The sequence below is a fragment of the Noviherbaspirillum sp. L7-7A genome (assembly GCF_019052805.1).
Lineage (GTDB): Bacteria > Pseudomonadota > Gammaproteobacteria > Burkholderiales > Burkholderiaceae_D > Noviherbaspirillum_A.
In genome coordinates this window covers 3,510,245-3,527,829 of sequence record NZ_JAHQRJ010000001.1, presented here as the reverse complement: position 1 = coordinate 3,527,829, position 17,585 = coordinate 3,510,245, and the positions used below count along the sequence as shown (strand labels likewise).

Here is a 17,585-nt window from a genome sequence, read left to right as displayed (position 1 = left end):
GAGGGCAGGCGCGCGGCGAAACCGGCATTTTACGCGCCTGCCCTGCAGCCCGCTGACGGCCGGCCGTCGGCTGGCCGCGGCCTACTTGCTCATTTCCTTTTCCTGCAGCGAGCGCCACATCACCTTGCCGGTGGCGGACTTGGGCAATGCGTCCACGAACTCCACCATCTTGGGCACCTTGTAGGCCGCCATCTTGGCATGCGCCCACTGCATGATGTCTTCCGCCGTGGCTTCGGCCGCGGGCTTCTTCACGATGACCGCCTTCACGGTTTCGCCGCGGTACGGGTCGCGTGCGGCGATGATGCAGCATTCCTGCACCGCCGGATGCTGGTACATCATCGCTTCCACTTCCGCCGGCCAGACCTTGAAGCCGGATGCATTGATCATGCGCTTTAAGCGGTCGGTGAAGAAGAAGAAGCCGTCCTCGTCCATATAGCCCAGGTCGCCCGAGCGGAAGAAGCGCTTGCCGTCGATCTCGGTGAAGGCCTCGGCGGTCTTGGCCGGGTCGTTCCAGTAGCCTTCGAACACCTGCGGCCCGTTCATGATGATCTCGCCGACCTCGCCCGGCGGCAGCGTTGCCATCGTGGCCGGATCGACGATGCGGGAATCCACGCCGAACAGCGGTATGCCCAGGCACTGCTGCTTGAGCAATTGCGGCGGATTGGTGTGGGTCGCTGCGATGGTTTCAGAAAGCCCATAGCCTTCCATGTACTGCAGGCCGGTCAGGTCCAGCAGCTTCTGCGCAATCGCCGCCGGCATCGCCGCGCCGCCGCCGGACACCCGGCGCAGGCTGGAGATGTCATATTCCGGCAGCCGCGGATTGGACAGGAAGTCGATCATCATGGTCGGGATGCTGGTCCAGGCGGTCACGCCATAACGGGTGATCAGCTGGCCGGCGACGTCGCGGTCCCAGCGCGGCAGCACCACGATGCTGCCGCCATTGAAGATCGGCGCATTCATGCTGACCTGCATGCCTGTCACATGGAAGAACGGCAGCACCGCCAGCGTGACCTGGTCCGGCACCGAGGCGATCGACCAGGCGATGCTGGAGACGGCCGACGCCATCACCGAGCGATGCAGGTGCACGCAGCCCTTGGGCTTGCCGGTGGTGCCCGAGGTGTAGGGCATCACGGCCAGATCGGACGGCCCGGCCTGGTGCGGCGCCGGCGCGCGGCCAGCCTGCAGCGCATCGTGCCAGGACGCCACGCCTTCGCCCTGCAGCGCGGCGCGCGGCGCCTTCACCCAGTCCGGCACCGCCAGTTCGGTATGCCCGGGCAAGTAGTCGGAATAGGCGGCCACGATGGCATGCTTCAGGCCAGTGCTGCCGACCAGCGGCGCCAGGCGGGAAAAGATTTCTTGGGAGGTGATCGCGACCTTCGCGCCGCTGTCCTCCACGTAATGACGAAGCTCGTCGGTCATCAGCATCGGATTGACCGGCACCACCATCGCGTCGGCGCGCAGGATGGCGTAATAGGCAATGATAAATTGCGGGCTGTTCTGCATGTTGAGCAGCACACGGTCGCCGCGCTGGACGCTGCAGTCCTGCTGCAGGTAACCGGCCAGTGCCCGCACCTGCGCATCGAACTCGGCGTAGGTCAGCTTGGCATCATAGAAGATCAGCGCGGTCTTGCCGGGATAGCGGCGCGCCGAAATTTCCAGGTTGACGTAGAGACCGGTTTCCGGCGGCGTTAAAGTGGTAGGCAGGCCCGCCGGCCAGTGCTTGTAGTGAGTAGTGTTCATTGTCTCGCTCTCTCTTGTCTTAAACAGGCTGCGGGACATTATAGGACGGGGTTGGCAAAACCGCACGTTCGTTCACAAAATTTCATTTATGAAACATTTGCAGGTATTTTTACCGGATCGTGTCTCCTTCGTTCGTCTTCTCTCGCTGATGCTGGCAGTCATTGCGCTGCAGGCGACGCCGGCACTGGCCGCGCTCGACCAACCGGCCTGCGAACGGCTTAAAGCCAGCCGCGTGCTGCGCGAACCGGCGCCGGTCGGCTGCGACCGGTTGACCGTGGTGCGCTTTCCCTATATCGATTTTTCCGGCACGAGGCACGACGATGGCGAACTGATGGTGCTGGATGTCGTGGCGCCGGAAGTCAGCCAACTCTTCCATGCGCTGTACCGGCGCCGCTTTCCGCTGGCGCGGGCGCGGCTGATCGAGCAGTATGGCGGCGATGATGAAGCCTCCATGCGCGACAACAATACCTCGGCCTTCAACCAGCGCGCAGTCAGCGGCGGCGGCCCGCCCTCGCTGCATGCCTATGGCCTGGCCATCGATATCAATCCGGTGCAGAACCCTTTCCTGCAGCCTGGCGATGCCGGCGCGGTGCGGGTCAGCCCGCCAGCCGGCGCCACTTACCTGAACAGGCGCGCCAAGCGGCCTGGCAAGCCTTCCAGGGCCGGCATGGCCGAAGACGTGATCTGCCTGTTCGCCGCTGCCGGGTTTAGCGTGTGGGGCGGAGACTGGGATACGCCGCTCGATTACCAGCATTTCCAGTTCAGCCGCGAACTGGCCCAGCGGCTAGCCGCCCTGCCCGAGCGCCAGGCGCGCCAGCTGCACCTGCAGCAGATCAAGACGCCCCGCGCCTGCCTGGGAGAACATCGAACCGGGGCAGGCACGGCTTGTGCATCGATTCAGGCTCCTTAGCGCTGCAACGATTTTTGTGCACTGCACCATTTAATGCTTGACATGCAAAATCAAGCAGTTAGAATGACGATGTTGCGCTGCACAATAAACTGGTTCATGTCGTAGCACGTCTTTTTCGCCGCTGTGCCAGCGCTGATAACAGCTTCATTCACACGAGGAGAATCACATGTTTCCGAATAACGACCAGATTTCCAATGCAGCCAAGGCCAACTTCGACCAGCAGATCGCTGCCGTCACCGAGCTGACCAACAAGGCCTTCGCCAGCATCGCCCAACTGGTGGAACTGAACGTCAACGCCGCCAAGGCATCGCTGGAGCAGTCCACTGCCACCGCGCAGCGCCTGATGGCCGCCAAGGACCCGCAGGAATTCTTCGCCGTCAGCACCCAGAACCCGCCCAGCGCTGAAACCGCGATCGCCTACAGCCGCAACCTGGCCAGCATCGCCTCCAGTGCACAGGCAGAGTTCACCCGCGCCGCCGAAGCGCAAATCGCCGAGACCACCCGCAAGGTCACCGCGCTGATCGAGGACATTGCCAAGAATGCGCCGCCGGGATCGGAAAACGCGATCGCGATCCTGAAAACCGCCATCGCCAACGCCAATGCGGCGTATGAGCAGCTGACCAAGACGACCCGCCAGGCCGCCGACACCATGAACGCCAACGCCACCAACGTGGTGAACCAGTTCTCCCAGGCTGCTGAAAAGGCAACCGGCCGCGCGAAGAAGTAATCCGCCCGACGCGCATTGACAAGGACCGCTTGCGGTCCTTTTTTCTTTGCTCCCTGCAACAGCGCGCATGTAAGCTTTCGGCATATGAAAACTGCGGAGTTGCGGGATGCTGATCAATTGCGTCGCCTATCAGAACGGCAAGAAGCTCGGGGATATCCCGGTCGAGGAAATCAGCGACGCCCTCGCCCGGCCCGACTGTTTCGTCTGGGTCGGCATGGCCGACGCCACCGTGGAAGAGCTGGAATGCATGCGGGCCGAGTTCGACCTGCATCCGCTGGCGATCGAGGATGCGCTGGTCGGCCATCAGCGGCCGAAGATCGAGGAATACGGCGAATCGCTGTTTGCCGTGATGCGGCCGGTCGAGATCGTCGATGGCGAGTTGCAGATCGGGGAACTGGCCGTGTTCGTCGGCCGGAACTACGTGCTGTCGGTGCGGCGCGGCAGCAGCCACGGTTTCCACGATGTGCGCGCCCGCTGCGAGCGCGAGCCGGAGCTGCTGCGCAACGGCTCGGGCTTCGTGCTGTACGCGCTGATGGACGCGGTGGTGGACCGCTATTTCCCGGTGATGGACGCAATGGAAAACCGGCTGGAGACCATCGAGGAACAGATCTTCAACAAGGATGCGCAGCGGGCCAATATCGAGCGGCTGTATGAACTCAAGCGCAAGGTGCTGCGCTTCCGGCATGCGGTCAGCCCGCTGATCGAGACCGCCGGCAAGCTGCATGGCGGCCGGGTGCCGCCGGCGGTGCAGAATTGCGGCGACTACTTCCGCGACGTCTACGACCATCTGCACCGCATCAACATTTCCATCGACGCGATCCGCGACACCATCAACACCGCCATCCAGGTCAACCTGTCGATGGTGGCCATCGACGAGAGCGAGGTCAACAAGCGGCTTGCGGCCTGGGCCGCGATCTTTGCGGTGGCCACCGCCTTTGCCGGCATCTGGGGCATGAACTTCGAGCACATGCCGGAACTGCACTGGAAATACGGCTATCCGGCGGCGCTGGCCACGATGGTGGGCATCTGCCTCTACCTGTACCGGCGCTTTCGCAAGTCGGGCTGGTTATGACGCCGTGCGGGCTACGCCCGTGATCGACAGCGCCACCGCCTCCGCCACCCGGATGCCATCGATGCCGGCCGACATGATGCCGCCGGCATAGCCCGCGCCCTCCCCGGCCGGGAACAGGCCGCGGGTATTGATGCTCTGCAGGCTGTCGTCATGGCGGCGGATGCGGATCGGCGACGAGGTGCGGGTCTCGACGCCGGTCAGCACGGCGTCGCGCATGGCAAAGCCCTTGATCTGCCGGTCAAACATCGGCAGCGCCTCGCGCATCGCGGCAATGGCATAGTCCGGCAGCGCGGTCGACAGGTCGCCCAGCTTCACGCCCGGCTTGTAGGACGGCAGCACCGCGCCGAATTCCGTCGACGGCTTGCGCTCCAGGAAGTCGCCGACCAGTTGGCCGGGCGCGCTGTAGTCGCCGCCGCCGAGCTCGAATGCACGCGACTCCCAATGGCGCTGGAAGTCGATGCCGGCCAGCGGATGGCCGGGATAGTCCTCCGGCGTGATGCCTACCACGATGCCGGCATTGGCATTGCGCTCATTGCGCGAATACTGGCTCATGCCATTGGTGACCACGCGGCCCGGCTCGGAAGTCGCCGCCACCACGGTGCCGCCGGGGCACATGCAGAAGCTGTAGACCGAACGGCCATTGCCGCAGTGATGCACCAGCTTGTAGTCGGCCGCGCCGAGGATGGGATTGCCGGCATTCGGGCCGAAGCGGCAGCGGTCTATCAACGACTGCGGATGCTCGATCCGGAAGCCGATCGAAAACGGCTTGGCTTCCACATATACGCCCCGCTCATGCAGCATCTGGAAAGTGTCGCGGGCGCTGTGGCCCACTGCCAGCACGACATGGTCGGCCTCCAGCCGCTCGCCGCTGGAAAGATGCAGCGCGCGCATCTGGCCGTTGTCGATTTCCATGTCGGTGACCCTGGTCTCGAAGCGGATCTCGCCGCCCAGTTCCTCGATCGTGGCGCGCATCAGCTCCACCATCTTCACCAGCCTGAAGGTGCCGATGTGCGGCTTGCTGACATACATGATCTCGGGCGGCGCGTCGGCCTTGACGAACTCGGTCAGCACCTTGCGGCCGTAATGCTTCGGGTCTTTCACCTGGGTCCACAGCTTGCCGTCGGAAAAGGTGCCGGCGCCGCCTTCGCCGAACTGCACATTCGACTCCGGATGCAGCACCCGCTTGCGCCACAGGCCGAAGGTGTCCTTGGTCCGCTCGCGCACCGACTTGCCGCGCTCCAGGATGATGGGCCTGAAACCCATCTGCGCCAGGATCAGGCCGGCGAACAGGCCGCACGGCCCCATGCCGATCACTACCGGCCGCTTCGAAAGGCCGGGAGGCGCCTTGGCCACGTAGTGATAATTGGTGTCGGGCGTAGGCTGGATGGTACGTTCGCCGGCATGGCGCCGCAGCAACGCCGCTTCATCGCGCACGTCGACGTCGACGGTATAGATCAGCGAAATCGCACTCTTGCGGCGGGCGTCATAACCACGCCGGAACACCTGCAGGCCCAGCAGCGCGTCGGCGGGTATGCCCAGGCGCGCAAGCACGGCTTCCTTTAATGCAGGTTCGGGATGGTCGAGGGGGAGTTGTACATCGATGAGTCGCAGCATGCGCTTGAATCCGGTGGAAATGCACCGGTTGCGCTACATGCAACCGGTCGGCAGGCCGCTATTTTACCGCAGCGGGCCGGTCGCCTGGACCGCCCCGCCGCGGCGCGTCATGCCTCAGGCATTGCCCTTGGCGGCGCGGACCTGGTTGCGCATGGCCTTGACCTGGTCGTGGTTCTTCAGCACGCCGTTGTACTGGCGCTCGACGATGACCTTGATGTTGGCCGGCAGCGACTTGCCCAGTGCGGTCTCGTAGCTGCGCTTGGCCAGGTCCTCGCCACGCTCGCATTCATTCAGGATGGCTTCGTCGTCCTTGCCGGTCACCAGGCCCTTGATATCGACCCAGCGGCGGTGCAGCGCGCCGGCGATGCTGCTGCTGGTTTCCGGATTGCCGCCCAGGGTGCGCACTTCCTGCTGCAGTTCGGCAGCCGCTTCCGCGCAGGACTGGGCGCGGGTGGTGAAGAAGGATTTCATCTGCGCATCCTTGATGTCCTCGGCGCAGGTGCGGAAGCCCTGCTCGCCGTCCTTGCAGGTTTCAATCAGGTCGTTCAGTGTCGAGATAACGTCGTCGTTGTTCATGTCGTTTCCTTTCGTTAGGGAGAAGTTGCCGGCGCGGACAAAAGCGTGTCATGCCCGCGCCGCAAGCCTGTTAGCTATTTGCAAACGCCGTGCCATCAGAAAGAGCGCGCTATCCCCCGCAAAAGAAACGGGCGCAAAGCGCGCCCGGAAGAATTTGCCAGCAAAATGGCAGGAATTACATGTTACTTCGCCGAACTTTGGTTAGCGATAACGCTTGTCGGTACGGCATTCGTGGGTGGACAGGACCTTGCCTTTCGGATCAACCGTTTCCAGGCGCACATCGAAACCCCAGAGCCGCCCCACGTGCTTCAACACCTCATCGGTCTGCTGGCTCAATGGCCGGCGCTGGAACTGAGTATGACGCAGCGTCAGCGAACGGTCGTCGCGGGTATTGACGGCCCAGACCTGGATATTGGGTTCGCGGTTGCCCAGGTTGTACTGCGCGGCAAGCTGCTGGCGCACGTAGCGATAGCCGGCATCGTCGTGGATGGCCGAGATGGTCAGCTTGTCGTCGTGGTCGTCGTCCAGTATCGAGAAGAAGTGGAACTCCCGGATCAGCCGTGGCGACAGGTATTGCGCAATGAAGCTTTCATCCTTGAAATTGCGCATCGCGAAGTCCAGCGTCTTGCGCCAGTCGCTGCCGGCAATATCGGGGAACCAGTGGCGGTCCTCGTCATCCGGGTTTTCGCAGATGCGGCGGATATCGCGCATCATCGCAAAGCCCAGCGCATAGGGATTGATGCCGCTGTAGTAGGGGCTGTTGATCGAAGGCTGATAGACCACGTTGGTATGGCTCTGCAGAAACTCCATCATGAAGCCGTCGCTCAGGATGCCTTCATCGTAGAGCTGGTTCAGGATGGTGTAATGCCAGAAGGTGGCCCAGCCTTCGTTCATCACCTGGGTCTGGCGCTGCGGATAGAAATACTGGGAAATCTTGCGGGTGATGCGCACGATCTCGCGCTGCCAGGGCTCCAGCAAGGGCGCCGACTTCTCGATGAAGTACAGCAGGTTTTCCTGCGGCTCGCTCGGGAAGCGGGCGGCCGGCGCGGCAATCGAGGAATATGCTTCCTCCCGCCGCGGCAGGGTGCGCCACAGGTCGTTGATCTGGCTTTGCAGATACTGCTCGCGCTCGGCCTGGCGGGCGTTCTCTTCTATCATCGACAGCTTGGCCGGCCGCTTGTAGCGGTCAACGCCATAGTTCTGCAGCGCATGGCACGAGTCCAGCAGCAGTTCCACTTCCTCGACGCCATGACGCCGCTCGCACTCGGCGATGTAGTTCTTGGCGAAGAGCATGTAGTCGATGATGGCTTCCGCGTCGGTCCAGGTGCGGAACAGGTAATTGCCCTTGAAGAAGGAGTTGTGGCCGTAGGCCGCATGGGCAATCACCAGCGTCTGCATCATCAGGCTGTTTTCCTCCATCAGGTAGGCGATGCAGGGATTGGAATTGATGACGATCTCGTAGGCCAGGCCCATCTGGCCGCGACGGTAACCCTTTTCGGTCGTCAGGAAATGCTTGCCGAAGGACCAGTGGTTGTACGACACCGGCATGCCGACGGACGCATAGGCATCCATCATCTGCTCGGCGGTAATGATCTCAAGCTGGTTGGGATAGGTGTCGAGGCCGAACTCGGCGGCGACGCGGCGCACTTCCTCGTGCGCCTGTTCGATCAGTTCAATGGTCCATTCCGACTGCTCCGGCAGGCGGCGTGCATGGACGGGCTTATCTATCACTTGGCTCATGGGGCTGCCCTCATTTCGGCTGCTTCTTGAACAACTCGCGGAACACCGGGTAGATATCGGCCGGCGACTCGATTTTCTGCATTGCAAAGTGCGGATGCTGAGACGCCACCTGCGCATATTCATGCCACAGGTTCTGCGGCGCGCCGTCGGTGATTTCCACGTAGGCGTAGTACTGCACCGCCGGCAGAATGGCGCTGCTCAATATCTGCCGGCAATTGACCGAGTCCTTGTCCCAGTTGTCGCCGTCGGATGCCTGCGCCACATACACATTCCAGTCGCCGCTGGGATAGCGCTCATGCAGGATGCGCTGCAGCAAGTGCAGCGCCGACGACACCACCGTGCCGCCCGACTCGCGGGAGTTGAAGAACTCATGCTCGTCGACCTCGGTGGCGGCGGTATGGTGGCGGATGAACACCACCTCGATCTTGTCGTAGGCCCGGGTCAGGAACAGGTACAGCAGGATGAAGAAGCGCTTGGCGGTGTCCTTGCGCTGCTCATCCATTGAACCCGACACGTCCATCACGCAGAACATCACCGCCTGGCTGGATGGCTTGGGCGTCTTGACCCGGTTGCTGTAGCGTAAATCGAAGGGATCGATGAAGGGAATCGCATTGATCCGGGTTTTAAGATGCGTAATCTCGCGCCGCAGCTTGATGACTTCCGGATGCTCCTCTTCCGCCAACAGCAACAGATTCTCGAGTTCCTCCTCGGCCCGCGCCAGGCGCTTGCCATGCTTGCCGCCGATGGCAATCCGGCGCCCGAGCGCGCCGCGCAGCGAGCGCAGCACATGGATGTTGGCCGGCGTGCCGGAGGTGGTGTAGCCGGCGCGGTGGCTCTTGAACTCCGTGGTGGAAGCAAGCTGCTTCTTGACCATGTTGGGGAGCTCGAGATCCTCGAAGAAATAATTCATGAATTCTTCGCGGCTTAGCTCGAAGACGAAGTCATCTTGCGTGACTTCCTCGCTATTGCCCGATTTTCCGCCGCCACCGCCGCCACCGCCGCCACGCGGACGCGGCACCCGGTCGCCCTTCACATACTCTTCATTGCCCGGATTGACGACTTCCCAGATGCCGCCGTGGGAATGGCCAAAGGTCGGCTCGTTGACGTCCTTTGCCGGAATGGAAATCTTTTCGCCGCTGGCGATATCGGTGATGGAGCGTCCCTTGATGGCACGCTCCACCGCTTGCTTGATCTGACCCTTGTAGCGCCGCAAAAAGCGTTCGCGGTTGACTGCGGACTTGTTCTTGCTCTGCGTACGCCGATCGATGAGGTAAGTCAATATGGTCTCCTGCTCATGCTACCGAGGCAAACGCGGAACCGTCGCTTCCGGTCTACCACATCATCCTCCCGGCATTGCCGGGTTCCGATGGCGCGCGACGGGCGTCAGCGGAAGATACGTCTGGCCCTACCCCATAAACTAGCAAGAGCAGGGCCAGTCATGCAAGACCCGCGAGCAGGAAAGCCTGCCTTCTTATGAAGACTTCCTTACACGCAAATACCATTCGCACAGCAACCGCACCTGCTTGGGCGTGTAGCCCTTGGCCACCATGCGCTCGACAAACTCCTTGTGCTTGTGGGCGTCGTCCGCGCTGGCCTTGGCATTGAACGAGATCACGGGCAGGAGTTCCTCGGTGTTGGAGAACATCTTCTTCTCGATTACCGTGCGGAATTTCTCGTATCCTGTCCATGCCGGGTTCTTGCCGTTGTTCTGCGCCCTGGTACGCAACACGAAGTTGACGATCTCGTTCCGGAAGTCCTTGGGATTGGAAATGCCGGCCGGTTTTTCGATCTTTTCCAGTTCGCTGTTCAGGGAGTCGCGGTTGAAGCTCTCGCCGGTGTCGGGGTCGCGGAACTCCTGGTCCTGTATCCAGAAATCGGCGAAAGTCACATAGCGGTCGAAGATGTTCTGGCCGTACTCGGAATAGCTTTCGAGGTAGGCGGTCTGGATCTCCTTGCCGATGAACTCCACGTAACGCTGTGCCAGGTATTCCTTGATGTAGGAATAGTATTTCTGCTCCGTCTCCGGCGGGAACTGCTCGCGGCTGACCGCCTGTTCCAGCACGTACAGCAGGTGCACCGGATTGGCGGCGACCTCGGTGCTGTCGAAGTTGAAGACCTTGGACAGGATCTTGAACGCGAAGCGGGTCGACAGTCCGGTCATGCCCTCGTCCACGCCGGCATAGTCGGCGTACTCGGTGCGCGACTTGGCCTTCGGGTCGGTGTCCTTCAGGTTCTCGCCGTCATAGACCTGCATCTTGCTGAAGATGCTGGAATTCTCCGGTTCCTTCAGGCGCGACAGCACAGCGAACTGGGCCATCATCTTCAGCGTGCCGGGGGCGCAGGGCGCATCGGCCAGCGAGGAGTTGCGCACCAGCTTGTCGTAGATCTTGATCTCGTCGGTCACGCGCAGGCAGTACGGCACCTTGACGATATAGATCCGGTCCAGGAACGCTTCATTGTTCTTGTTGTTCTTGAAGGCCTTCCACTCCGATTCATTGGAGTGGGCCAGCACGACGCCGTCGAACGGTATCGCGCCAAAGCCTTCGGTGCCCTTGTAGTTGCCTTCCTGGGTGGCGGTCAGCAGCGGATGCAGCACCTTGATCGGCGCCTTGAACATTTCGACGAATTCCAGCAGGCCCTGGTTTGCCAGACACAGGCCGCCGGAGTAGCTGTAGGCATCCGGATCGTCCTGCGAATAGTCTTCGAGCTTGCGGATGTCGACCTTGCCGACCAGGGACGAGATGTCCTGGTTGTTCTCGTCGCCCGGCTCGGTCTTGGCCACTGCCACCTGGCGCAGCACCGAGGGATAGCGGCGCACGATGCGGAAGCGGTTGATGTCGCCGTTGAATTCATGCAGGCGCTTGACGGCCCAGGGACTTGGGATGGAACGCAGATAGCGGCGCGGGATGCCGTAATCCTCTTCCAGGATCACGCCGTCTTCCTGTTCATTGAACAGGCCGAGCGGCGATTCATTGACGGGCGAACCCTTGATGCAATAGAACGGAACGCTCTCCATCAGGGACTTGAGCTTTTCGGCGATCGACGACTTGCCGCCGCCGACCGGGCCCAGCAGATACAGGATCTGCTTTCGCTCTTCCAGGCCTTGTGCCGCATGGCGGAAGTAGGAGACGACCTGCTCGATAACTTCCTCGGTGCCGTAGAACTCGCGAAACGCGGGGTAAATCTTGATGACCTTGTTGGCGAAGATGCGCGACAGCCGCGGATCGTGCCGGGTGTCGAGGAGCTCGGGCTCGCCTATGGCTGCCAGCATCCTTTCAGCCGCGGTGGCGTAAGCCATGCGGTCGCGCTTGCAAAGATCCAGATACTCCTGGACCGACATCTCTTCCTCACGGGTCCTTTCATATCGTGCCGCATAGTTCTCAAAGATTTTCATTTGCATGGTTCCTTTGAAGTGAATCTATCGTCAGCTAACGCTTGTGCAGAAGCTGGCTTTCTGCCCCGCAATTCAATAATACGCGTTCTTTCTTTTGTCAGCATTGGCCCGGTCGGAAAACTTGATCTGCTTCCAGAGCCACGCCATGCATCGGACGCGCATGAGTCCATCACTGCGAAGTGCCGCGTGCCGTTGGCGCCGCGATGAAAACCGGGTTCATATTTGCATATTATCCGAATCATTGCATCAAGCATTGATGCTCTCGTCACTGGCCGGATCATTGGTTACGGCAAACGCAAACATGATGCGCTCATGTCGTTTTTCACGCCTGTCCTTCAAGGCATGCCGGGTTATCATCGCGACGTATTCACACAAGGCCGGAATAGAAAATTTATCATGGCATCTCCGCATGTGCTGCATCCGGTCTGAAACTTTGTCTTACAATTTTTCCTGTCGCAGTCATCCTCCTTTCAACCCGTCCCTGACGCCACAACCAGCCAAGTTCAATGACCCGCTCCAAGCCTGCCGCCCTGCCTGTCCCGGAACCGATTCCCTCCATCGTCGTGCGCCATTCCAAGATCCATGGCAACGGCGTATTCGCCAGACGCAAGATCCCTGCCGGCACGCTGGTGTCGGAATACATCGGCGAAATCATCACTGAAAACGAAGCGGAAAAGCGCACCGGGCTGGACCCGGAAAATCCGTATCACACGTTTTTCTTCGCCCTTGGCAACGGCAAGATGATCGATGGCGCCAGCGGCGGCAACGATGTACGCTGGATCAATCACAGCTGCGCGCCGAACTGCGAGGCCCGCGAGGAAAACAACCGCATCTTCATCTACACCCTGCGCGACATCCAGCGCGGCGAGGAACTGAACTACGACTATGGCCTGGTGCTGGAAGGCCGCCATACGCCGGCGGTGAAGCGCGCCTACCAGTGCCTGTGCGGCCAGCCGAACTGCCGCCAGACCATGCTGGCGCCCAAGCGCGGCCGTCGTCGTGCAGCCTGATGCAGCCTGATGCGGCCTCATGCAGTATTCAGCGGCAACATAACTGATATCGCAAATCGGAATTGGCGGCCAGGGCGCAAGCTTCCTATACTTCGTCCTGTCTCCTCTATGTCTCCTCATTTGATATAGATTCAGCCCGCTCCCAGAGCGGGCTTTTTTTTGCCCGCCGCCCGCGGATCGCGGCCCTGCTAAACTGCCGTCCCGACCATCTCTACTGACGCAACAAGGAACAGGCACGTGCAAGACAGTCATTACGGCGACGCGCCCAGGCGGGTCGTCATCATCGGCGGCGGGCCGGCGGGCCTGATGGCGGCCGAGACGCTGGCCGCGGCCGGCGTCGGGGTCGACCTCTATGACGCCATGCCATCGGTCGGCCGCAAATTTCTGCTGGCCGGCCGTGGCGGGCTCAACCTCACCCATTCCGAACCGTCGGAGCGTTTTCTGGGCCGCTATGGCAGCCGTCAGAGCCAGATAACGCCGCTTCTGGCCGGCTTCGATGCCAATACGTTGCGCGCCTGGTCGCACGGCCTGGGCATCGACACCTTCGTCGGCACATCGGGCCGGGTCTTCCCTACGGAAATGAAAGCTGCACCTTTATTGCGCGCCTGGCTGCACCGCTTGCGTGCGGCCGGCGTTCGCTTCCACATGCGGCATCGCTGGCTGGGCTGGGAGGACGGCGCATTGCGCTTTGCCACCGCTGATGGCGAAATACAGGTACGTGCCGATGCCACGCTGCTGGCGCTTGGCGGCGCCAGCTGGAAGCGGCTGGGCTCGGACGGCGCCTGGCTGCCCTGGCTGCGCGCGGCAGGCGTCGAGGTGATGCCGCTGCTGCCGGCCAACTGCGGCTTTGATGTGCCATGGAGTGCGCATTTCAGCGAACGTTTCGCGGGACAGCCGGTCAAGTCGGTGACGGCGACATGCGCGCTGGCCGGTGGCGCCCCACTGACGCGGCCTGGCGAATTCATGATTACCGCAACCGGCGTGGAAGGCAGCCTGATCTATGCGCTGTCGACGCCGCTGCGCGATGCCCTGATGGCAGATGGCAGCGCGCTGCTGCAATTGGACCTGGCACCCGGCAAGAGCCTGGAGCGGCTGACGGCGGAACTGCAGCATCCGCGCGGATCGCGCTCGCTGGCCAGCCATCTGCAGAGCCGGGCCGGCGTGACCGGCGTGAAGGCGGGCCTGCTGCGGGAAGCGCTGGACCGGGAGCAGATGAACGACATGACCCGGCTGGCAGCGGCGATCAAGTCGCTGCCCTTGCGGCTGGTGGCGACACGGCCCATCGATGAAGCCATCAGCAGCGCCGGCGGCGTGTGCTTTGAAGCGCTGGACGAGGGTTTGATGCTGCGCCGCCTGCCGGGCGTGTTCTGTGCCGGGGAAATGCTGGACTGGGAAGCGCCCACCGGCGGCTATCTGCTGACAGCCTGCATGGCAAGCGGCAGGGGCGCGGCGCAGGGCATGCTGCGCTGGCTGGCGCAAAGGCAGACCTGATGGCGGAAACGATGGGAATGACAGAAGAGCAAAGAACATTCGCGGTGACCATCAGTCCGCATGGCTGGCGCTTCGATGCCGCCAACAGCAAGCCCTTGCTGCGCTCGGCCGAGGCGGCCGGCATCAGGCTGCCAAGTTCCTGCCGCAATGGCACCTGCCGCGCCTGCATCTGCCGGATGACCGCGGGCCACGTGCATTACCGGATCGAATGGCCCGGCCTGTCGGCTGACGAGAAACGCGAGGGCTACATCCTGCCCTGCGTGGCTTATCCCGATGCCGACGTCACGCTGGAGAACCGGGGCGCCAGGCGTACCTGATCAGCCTTTCCAGGTGCGTTGCAGGCCGGTATCGGCATGAATCCAGCCGCCGCGTGCGTCGCCGCGGTAATAGAAGCCCACGCCGCCCTGCCGGAAGCTGCGCACCAGGCCGCCCAGCACGATCGCATCCAGGTGCGGCACCCGGATGTCCGCTGCCTTGCCATCCATGTGCAGCGATTTGCGCGCTGCCGGCACGCCCTGTTCGCGCAGCCTCTGATTCGATTCCGGCGTGCGGTAGCCCGAGAGGATCTCCAGCGGGGCCGTGATGCCGTAGCGGGCGACGAAGGCCTGGGTTCCCCACATGGTTTCCAGGAGATTGGGATCCATCGGCGCGGTCTTGCCGCCGCCGTTGACATCGCGCAGCAGGTGGCACAACTGCTGGTAGGCCGAGTCGATGACCTCGCCATCCTTCCAGTACAGCAGCCTCGCGCGCTCGCCGCTGGCCGGGCGCACGACCTCGATCACCCTGGGCTTGACCCAGAATTCCATGTCGAGCACTTCGGCGTCGAAGATATCCGGCGGCGGCTGCATGGCGGATGCGGAAGAGGACAGGCCGGCATCGGCGAACAGGCCGCCGGCGGTAAGGAACAGGCTTTTCTTGATGAAGGAACGGCGCGAGGTCATGGCGGTGATTCGGTGATTCGGTGATTCGGTTGTACGGACGAGCCCGAAAGTTTACCCGAGGGACGCCCTGGCCTGCGGGAAATTTACAATTCAGCTGCCGGCGCCACCACATTCTCGACGCTTGCATTGGCTACCGCCATGCCGCCAAGGATGAAATTGCCGCTGCCGCCGCCCCAGTCGGGCCGCAGGCGCAGCGCGATGTCGAGTGCCGGCACATGGTCGGGGTCATCCTCGTGATAACCAAGCAGGAAAATCAGGATTTCCGCATGGCCGGGCGTGGAGTAGCGCTGGAACCGCCCTTCGATCTGCACTTCATCCTGGCCGTCCGCAGCCCGGATGCTGCAGCGGCCAGCCAGTCTTTGTTCAGGCAGGCTGCCCAGCTCAAGGTTCAGCACAGGCGCCGAGGGCATCGCGCTCTGGATTGTGAGAGTCAGGGCTTGCATTTGGCCTCCATCGAAAGGAATGGAGACTCAGATGCAGCGCCACGGCATTGGTTCGCGCCGCGGCGGCCTTTTTGCGATGCGTCAGTCTTCTCGCGCCAGTGCCAGGAATTCGGTACGCATGCCAAGGTTGGGCTGCAGTTCACCCAGCATCGAGGAAGTGACGGTTTCCTCGCCAGGCGAGCGGATGCCGCGGCTTTCCATGCACATGTGGCGGCAGCGCAGCACCACGCCAACGGCCTTGGGCTCCAGGTGCGTCATCATTGCGTTGGCGATCTGTATGGTCAGGCGTTCCTGCACCTGCAGGCGCTTGGCGAAGCAGTCGACGAGCCGGGTCAGCTTGGACAGCCCGACGATTTTCCCGTTGGGCATATAGCCGATGACGGCCTTGCCAAAGAACGGCGCCATATGATGCTCGCAATGGCTATACACTGGAATATTGCGGACCACGATCAGCTCGTTGTACTGCTCGGCGCCGTCATCGAAGGTCTTGAGCAGTTCAGCCGGGTCCTGGTCATAGCCGGAGGTCCAGTGTTTCCAGGCCTTGGCGACACGGGCCGGCGTGTCAGCCAGGCCGGAGCGATTGGGGTTTTCGCCGAGACTGACCAGTAAACGGCGCCAGTCCTGTTCAGTAAATGTCTCTTCCGACATGGGAGTTCCTTCGAGCGCGCCTGCGCTCCACTTGAGTTATGAAAAATGGGGCGGCGCGTCGGGATGAAAGCGCGCCACGGGAAAGGCGCACATCCTAACCTAAATTAGGAAATTCGTTGGATTCGCGGAAAGTAAAAGTACAGGAGAGATCCGGCGCCTTGCCCGGCGCCGGGCTGATCCGGCTGGCAGCGGTGCGGCCGGTACGGCTGCTGCCGCTTTGCCAGCCGGGAAACGTGCAGACAATCAGAGGCGCGCGTCGGCAGCGGCCTTGCCAGCTTTCTTGCCAGCCGGGAGAGGAACCGAAGCCGGTGCCAACGCCTGCGCGCCATCGCGAGACTGCTTCATCGCAGCGATTTGCTGGCCCAGCGCTTCCAGGTCCATCTTGGCCTTGCGGGCCTTCCTGAACATTTCCTCTTCCTCCTCCTGCACATGATGGTCGACATACTCGCCCAGCACCGACACCTTGGCGTCCCACAGCGGATCGGACGGGTCGCCGCTTTCGATCTGGGCAATCAGGTCCTTGGCGCTGGTATGCTCCACCTCGGCTTCGTTGAGCATGTCGTCATCATCGATGGCTTCCCGCGTGGCGGGATAGAAGATCTGCTCCTCGACTTCGGCATGCAGCGTCAGCTCGGCGCAGATCTGCTGCGCCAGCGCCTGCTTGTCGGCGGACGCGCCATCTTCCTTCATCTTGTCGAACTGCTTGAACATCTTCTTGACGCGCTTGTGGTCCGCCGTCAGCAGAGCGATGGCGTCGGTTCTGGAAACCTTGGCGACCTTCTTGGCGGCAGTTTTCTTCGCAGCGGTCTTCTTGGCAGCGGTTTTCTTTGCGGCTGGCATGGCAATCTCCATCTAAGGTTTTAACGGTACGCCGTCACCGGGCGCTTCATGAGCAAAACCTGACGGCCCGAAGGCACGTCAGGTCAAAGTAATGAGGGTATTGCTTGTTTGCGTGCTTAGCGCACCGAACCGCGGCGGAACAGATTAACGATCATCAGCAGAACGACAGCGCCGAGGAAGGAAATGAACAGCGACGACAGGCTGAAATCATTCTGGTTGATGGTGCCGGTACCAAACATCGGAGCAAGCAGGAAACCGCCCAGCATGGCGCCTATGATGCCGACGACGATGTTGAGAAACATGCCTTGTTGTGCGTCGGTACGCATGACGATGCTTGCGAGCCAACCGATGATGCCGCCTACGACGAGCCAGATAATGAAATTCATGATTTCCTCCTGAGTGGTTAGTGACATAAGGGCTTATGTCCATGGAACGCAGA

17 protein-coding genes are annotated in these 17,585 nt (G+C 61.9%); 6 read left to right on the top strand and 11 right to left on the bottom strand.

Annotated elements, in window-relative coordinates; genetic code table 11:
• Nucleotides 1-81: 81 nt before the first annotated feature.
• On the bottom strand, nucleotides 82-1,740 hold the full coding sequence (locus tag KTQ42_RS16045; RefSeq protein ID WP_217346393.1) for a long-chain fatty acid--CoA ligase: 1,659 nt from the start codon (nucleotides 1,738-1,740) through the stop codon (nucleotides 82-84).
• Between the two features lie 88 nt (nucleotides 1,741-1,828).
• Between KTQ42_RS16045 and KTQ42_RS16040 the strand changes: the two genes are divergently transcribed.
• From KTQ42_RS16040 to corA, 3 genes are all read left to right on the top strand, one after another.
• Nucleotides 1,829-2,650: a M15 family metallopeptidase gene (locus KTQ42_RS16040; RefSeq protein ID WP_249222784.1), complete on the top strand. Its 822-nt coding sequence runs from the start codon at nucleotides 1,829-1,831 to the stop codon at nucleotides 2,648-2,650.
• 166 nt (nucleotides 2,651-2,816) lie between these two features.
• On the top strand, nucleotides 2,817-3,377 hold the full coding sequence (phaP, locus tag KTQ42_RS16035; protein ID WP_217346392.1) for a TIGR01841 family phasin: 561 nt from the start codon (nucleotides 2,817-2,819) through the stop codon (nucleotides 3,375-3,377).
• A gap of 106 nt (nucleotides 3,378-3,483) precedes the next feature.
• Nucleotides 3,484-4,449 carry a magnesium/cobalt transporter CorA gene (gene corA / locus KTQ42_RS16030; RefSeq protein ID WP_217346391.1) on the top strand — a complete coding sequence of 322 codons (966 nt, stop codon included), beginning with the start codon at nucleotides 3,484-3,486 and terminating at the stop codon, nucleotides 4,447-4,449.
• On the opposite strand, the gene KTQ42_RS16025 is transcribed toward corA, so the two are convergent.
• The 5 genes from KTQ42_RS16025 to KTQ42_RS16005 form a co-directional block, all read right to left on the bottom strand.
• Nucleotides 4,444-6,063 (bottom strand): NAD(P)/FAD-dependent oxidoreductase, encoded by a 1,620-nt coding sequence (locus KTQ42_RS16025; RefSeq protein ID WP_217346390.1) that lies wholly within the window; start codon nucleotides 6,061-6,063, stop codon nucleotides 4,444-4,446. The genes corA and KTQ42_RS16025 overlap by 6 nt on opposite strands.
• Nucleotides 6,064-6,177: 114 nt before the next feature.
• Nucleotides 6,178-6,639: a PA2169 family four-helix-bundle protein gene (locus KTQ42_RS16020; protein WP_217346389.1), complete on the bottom strand. Its 462-nt coding sequence runs from the start codon at nucleotides 6,637-6,639 to the stop codon at nucleotides 6,178-6,180.
• A gap of 201 nt (nucleotides 6,640-6,840) precedes the next feature.
• Nucleotides 6,841-8,379: a SpoVR family protein gene (locus KTQ42_RS16015; RefSeq protein ID WP_249222783.1), complete on the bottom strand. Its 1,539-nt coding sequence runs from the start codon at nucleotides 8,377-8,379 to the stop codon at nucleotides 6,841-6,843.
• 10 nt (nucleotides 8,380-8,389) lie between these two features.
• Nucleotides 8,390-9,658, bottom strand: a complete 1,269-nt coding sequence (locus tag KTQ42_RS16010) for a YeaH/YhbH family protein (protein WP_217346387.1) — start codon at nucleotides 9,656-9,658, stop codon at nucleotides 8,390-8,392.
• A gap of 192 nt (nucleotides 9,659-9,850) precedes the next feature.
• Nucleotides 9,851-11,773 (bottom strand): PrkA family serine protein kinase, encoded by a 1,923-nt coding sequence (locus KTQ42_RS16005; protein ID WP_194715157.1) that lies wholly within the window; start codon nucleotides 11,771-11,773, stop codon nucleotides 9,851-9,853.
• Between the two features lie 506 nt (nucleotides 11,774-12,279).
• Here KTQ42_RS16005 and KTQ42_RS16000 point away from each other — a divergent pair.
• From KTQ42_RS16000 to KTQ42_RS15990, 3 genes are all read left to right on the top strand, one after another.
• Nucleotides 12,280-12,783: an SET domain-containing protein-lysine N-methyltransferase gene (locus KTQ42_RS16000; protein ID WP_217346386.1), complete on the top strand. Its 504-nt coding sequence runs from the start codon at nucleotides 12,280-12,282 to the stop codon at nucleotides 12,781-12,783.
• A gap of 237 nt (nucleotides 12,784-13,020) precedes the next feature.
• A complete protein-coding gene (locus tag KTQ42_RS15995; RefSeq protein WP_349292156.1) occupies nucleotides 13,021-14,274 on the top strand; it encodes a TIGR03862 family flavoprotein in 1,254 nt (417 codons plus the stop codon).
• A gap of 17 nt (nucleotides 14,275-14,291) precedes the next feature.
• Complete coding sequence (locus tag KTQ42_RS15990; protein WP_217346385.1) at nucleotides 14,292-14,591, top strand: 2Fe-2S iron-sulfur cluster-binding protein; 300 nt, start codon at nucleotides 14,292-14,294, stop codon at nucleotides 14,589-14,591.
• Here KTQ42_RS15990 and KTQ42_RS15985 read toward each other — a convergent pair whose 3' ends face one another.
• From KTQ42_RS15985 to KTQ42_RS15965, 5 genes are all read right to left on the bottom strand, one after another.
• Nucleotides 14,592-15,215, bottom strand: a complete 624-nt coding sequence (locus KTQ42_RS15985) for a DUF882 domain-containing protein (RefSeq protein WP_217346384.1) — start codon at nucleotides 15,213-15,215, stop codon at nucleotides 14,592-14,594.
• 83 nt (nucleotides 15,216-15,298) lie between these two features.
• On the bottom strand, nucleotides 15,299-15,658 hold the full coding sequence (locus KTQ42_RS15980; protein WP_217346383.1) for a DUF1842 domain-containing protein: 360 nt from the start codon (nucleotides 15,656-15,658) through the stop codon (nucleotides 15,299-15,301).
• An 81-nt stretch (nucleotides 15,659-15,739) separates the two neighbouring features.
• Complete coding sequence (folE, locus tag KTQ42_RS15975) at nucleotides 15,740-16,306, bottom strand: GTP cyclohydrolase I FolE (RefSeq protein ID WP_217346382.1); 567 nt, start codon at nucleotides 16,304-16,306, stop codon at nucleotides 15,740-15,742.
• Nucleotides 16,307-16,549: 243 nt separating this feature from the next.
• On the bottom strand, nucleotides 16,550-17,146 hold the full coding sequence (locus KTQ42_RS15970) for a hemerythrin domain-containing protein (RefSeq protein WP_217346381.1): 597 nt from the start codon (nucleotides 17,144-17,146) through the stop codon (nucleotides 16,550-16,552).
• A 116-nt stretch (nucleotides 17,147-17,262) separates the two neighbouring features.
• The gene (locus KTQ42_RS15965) at nucleotides 17,263-17,532 is read right to left on the bottom strand and encodes a GlsB/YeaQ/YmgE family stress response membrane protein (RefSeq protein WP_217346380.1); all 270 of its coding nucleotides are present in this window, start codon (nucleotides 17,530-17,532) and stop codon (nucleotides 17,263-17,265) included.
• Nucleotides 17,533-17,585: the final 53 nt, after the last annotated feature.

Excerpts from the sequence above, each read along its gene's own strand:
- KTQ42_RS16045 (WP_217346393.1), bottom strand. The coding sequence starts at position 1,740 with ATGAACACTACTCACTACAAGCACTGGCCGGCGGGCCTGCCTACCACT.
- KTQ42_RS16040 (WP_249222784.1), top strand. The coding sequence starts at position 1,829 with ATGAAACATTTGCAGGTATTTTTACCGGATCGTGTCTCCTTCGTTCGT.
- phaP (WP_217346392.1), top strand. The coding sequence starts at position 2,817 with ATGTTTCCGAATAACGACCAGATTTCCAATGCAGCCAAGGCCAACTTC.
- corA (WP_217346391.1), top strand. The coding sequence starts at position 3,484 with ATGCTGATCAATTGCGTCGCCTATCAGAACGGCAAGAAGCTCGGGGAT.
- KTQ42_RS16025 (WP_217346390.1), bottom strand. The coding sequence starts at position 6,063 with ATGCTGCGACTCATCGATGTACAACTCCCCCTCGACCATCCCGAACCT.
- KTQ42_RS16020 (WP_217346389.1), bottom strand. The coding sequence starts at position 6,639 with ATGAACAACGACGACGTTATCTCGACACTGAACGACCTGATTGAAACC.
- KTQ42_RS16015 (WP_249222783.1), bottom strand. The coding sequence starts at position 8,379 with ATGAGCCAAGTGATAGATAAGCCCGTCCATGCACGCCGCCTGCCGGAG.
- KTQ42_RS16005 (WP_194715157.1), bottom strand. The coding sequence starts at position 11,773 with ATGAAAATCTTTGAGAACTATGCGGCACGATATGAAAGGACCCGTGAG.
- KTQ42_RS16000 (WP_217346386.1), top strand. The coding sequence starts at position 12,280 with ATGACCCGCTCCAAGCCTGCCGCCCTGCCTGTCCCGGAACCGATTCCC.
- KTQ42_RS15990 (WP_217346385.1), top strand. The coding sequence starts at position 14,292 with ATGACAGAAGAGCAAAGAACATTCGCGGTGACCATCAGTCCGCATGGC.
- KTQ42_RS15985 (WP_217346384.1), bottom strand. The coding sequence starts at position 15,215 with ATGACCTCGCGCCGTTCCTTCATCAAGAAAAGCCTGTTCCTTACCGCC.
- KTQ42_RS15980 (WP_217346383.1), bottom strand. The coding sequence starts at position 15,658 with ATGCAAGCCCTGACTCTCACAATCCAGAGCGCGATGCCCTCGGCGCCT.
- folE (WP_217346382.1), bottom strand. The coding sequence starts at position 16,306 with ATGTCGGAAGAGACATTTACTGAACAGGACTGGCGCCGTTTACTGGTC.
- KTQ42_RS15970 (WP_217346381.1), bottom strand. The coding sequence starts at position 17,146 with ATGCCAGCCGCAAAGAAAACCGCTGCCAAGAAGACCGCTGCGAAGAAA.
- KTQ42_RS15965 (WP_217346380.1), bottom strand. The coding sequence starts at position 17,532 with ATGAATTTCATTATCTGGCTCGTCGTAGGCGGCATCATCGGTTGGCTC.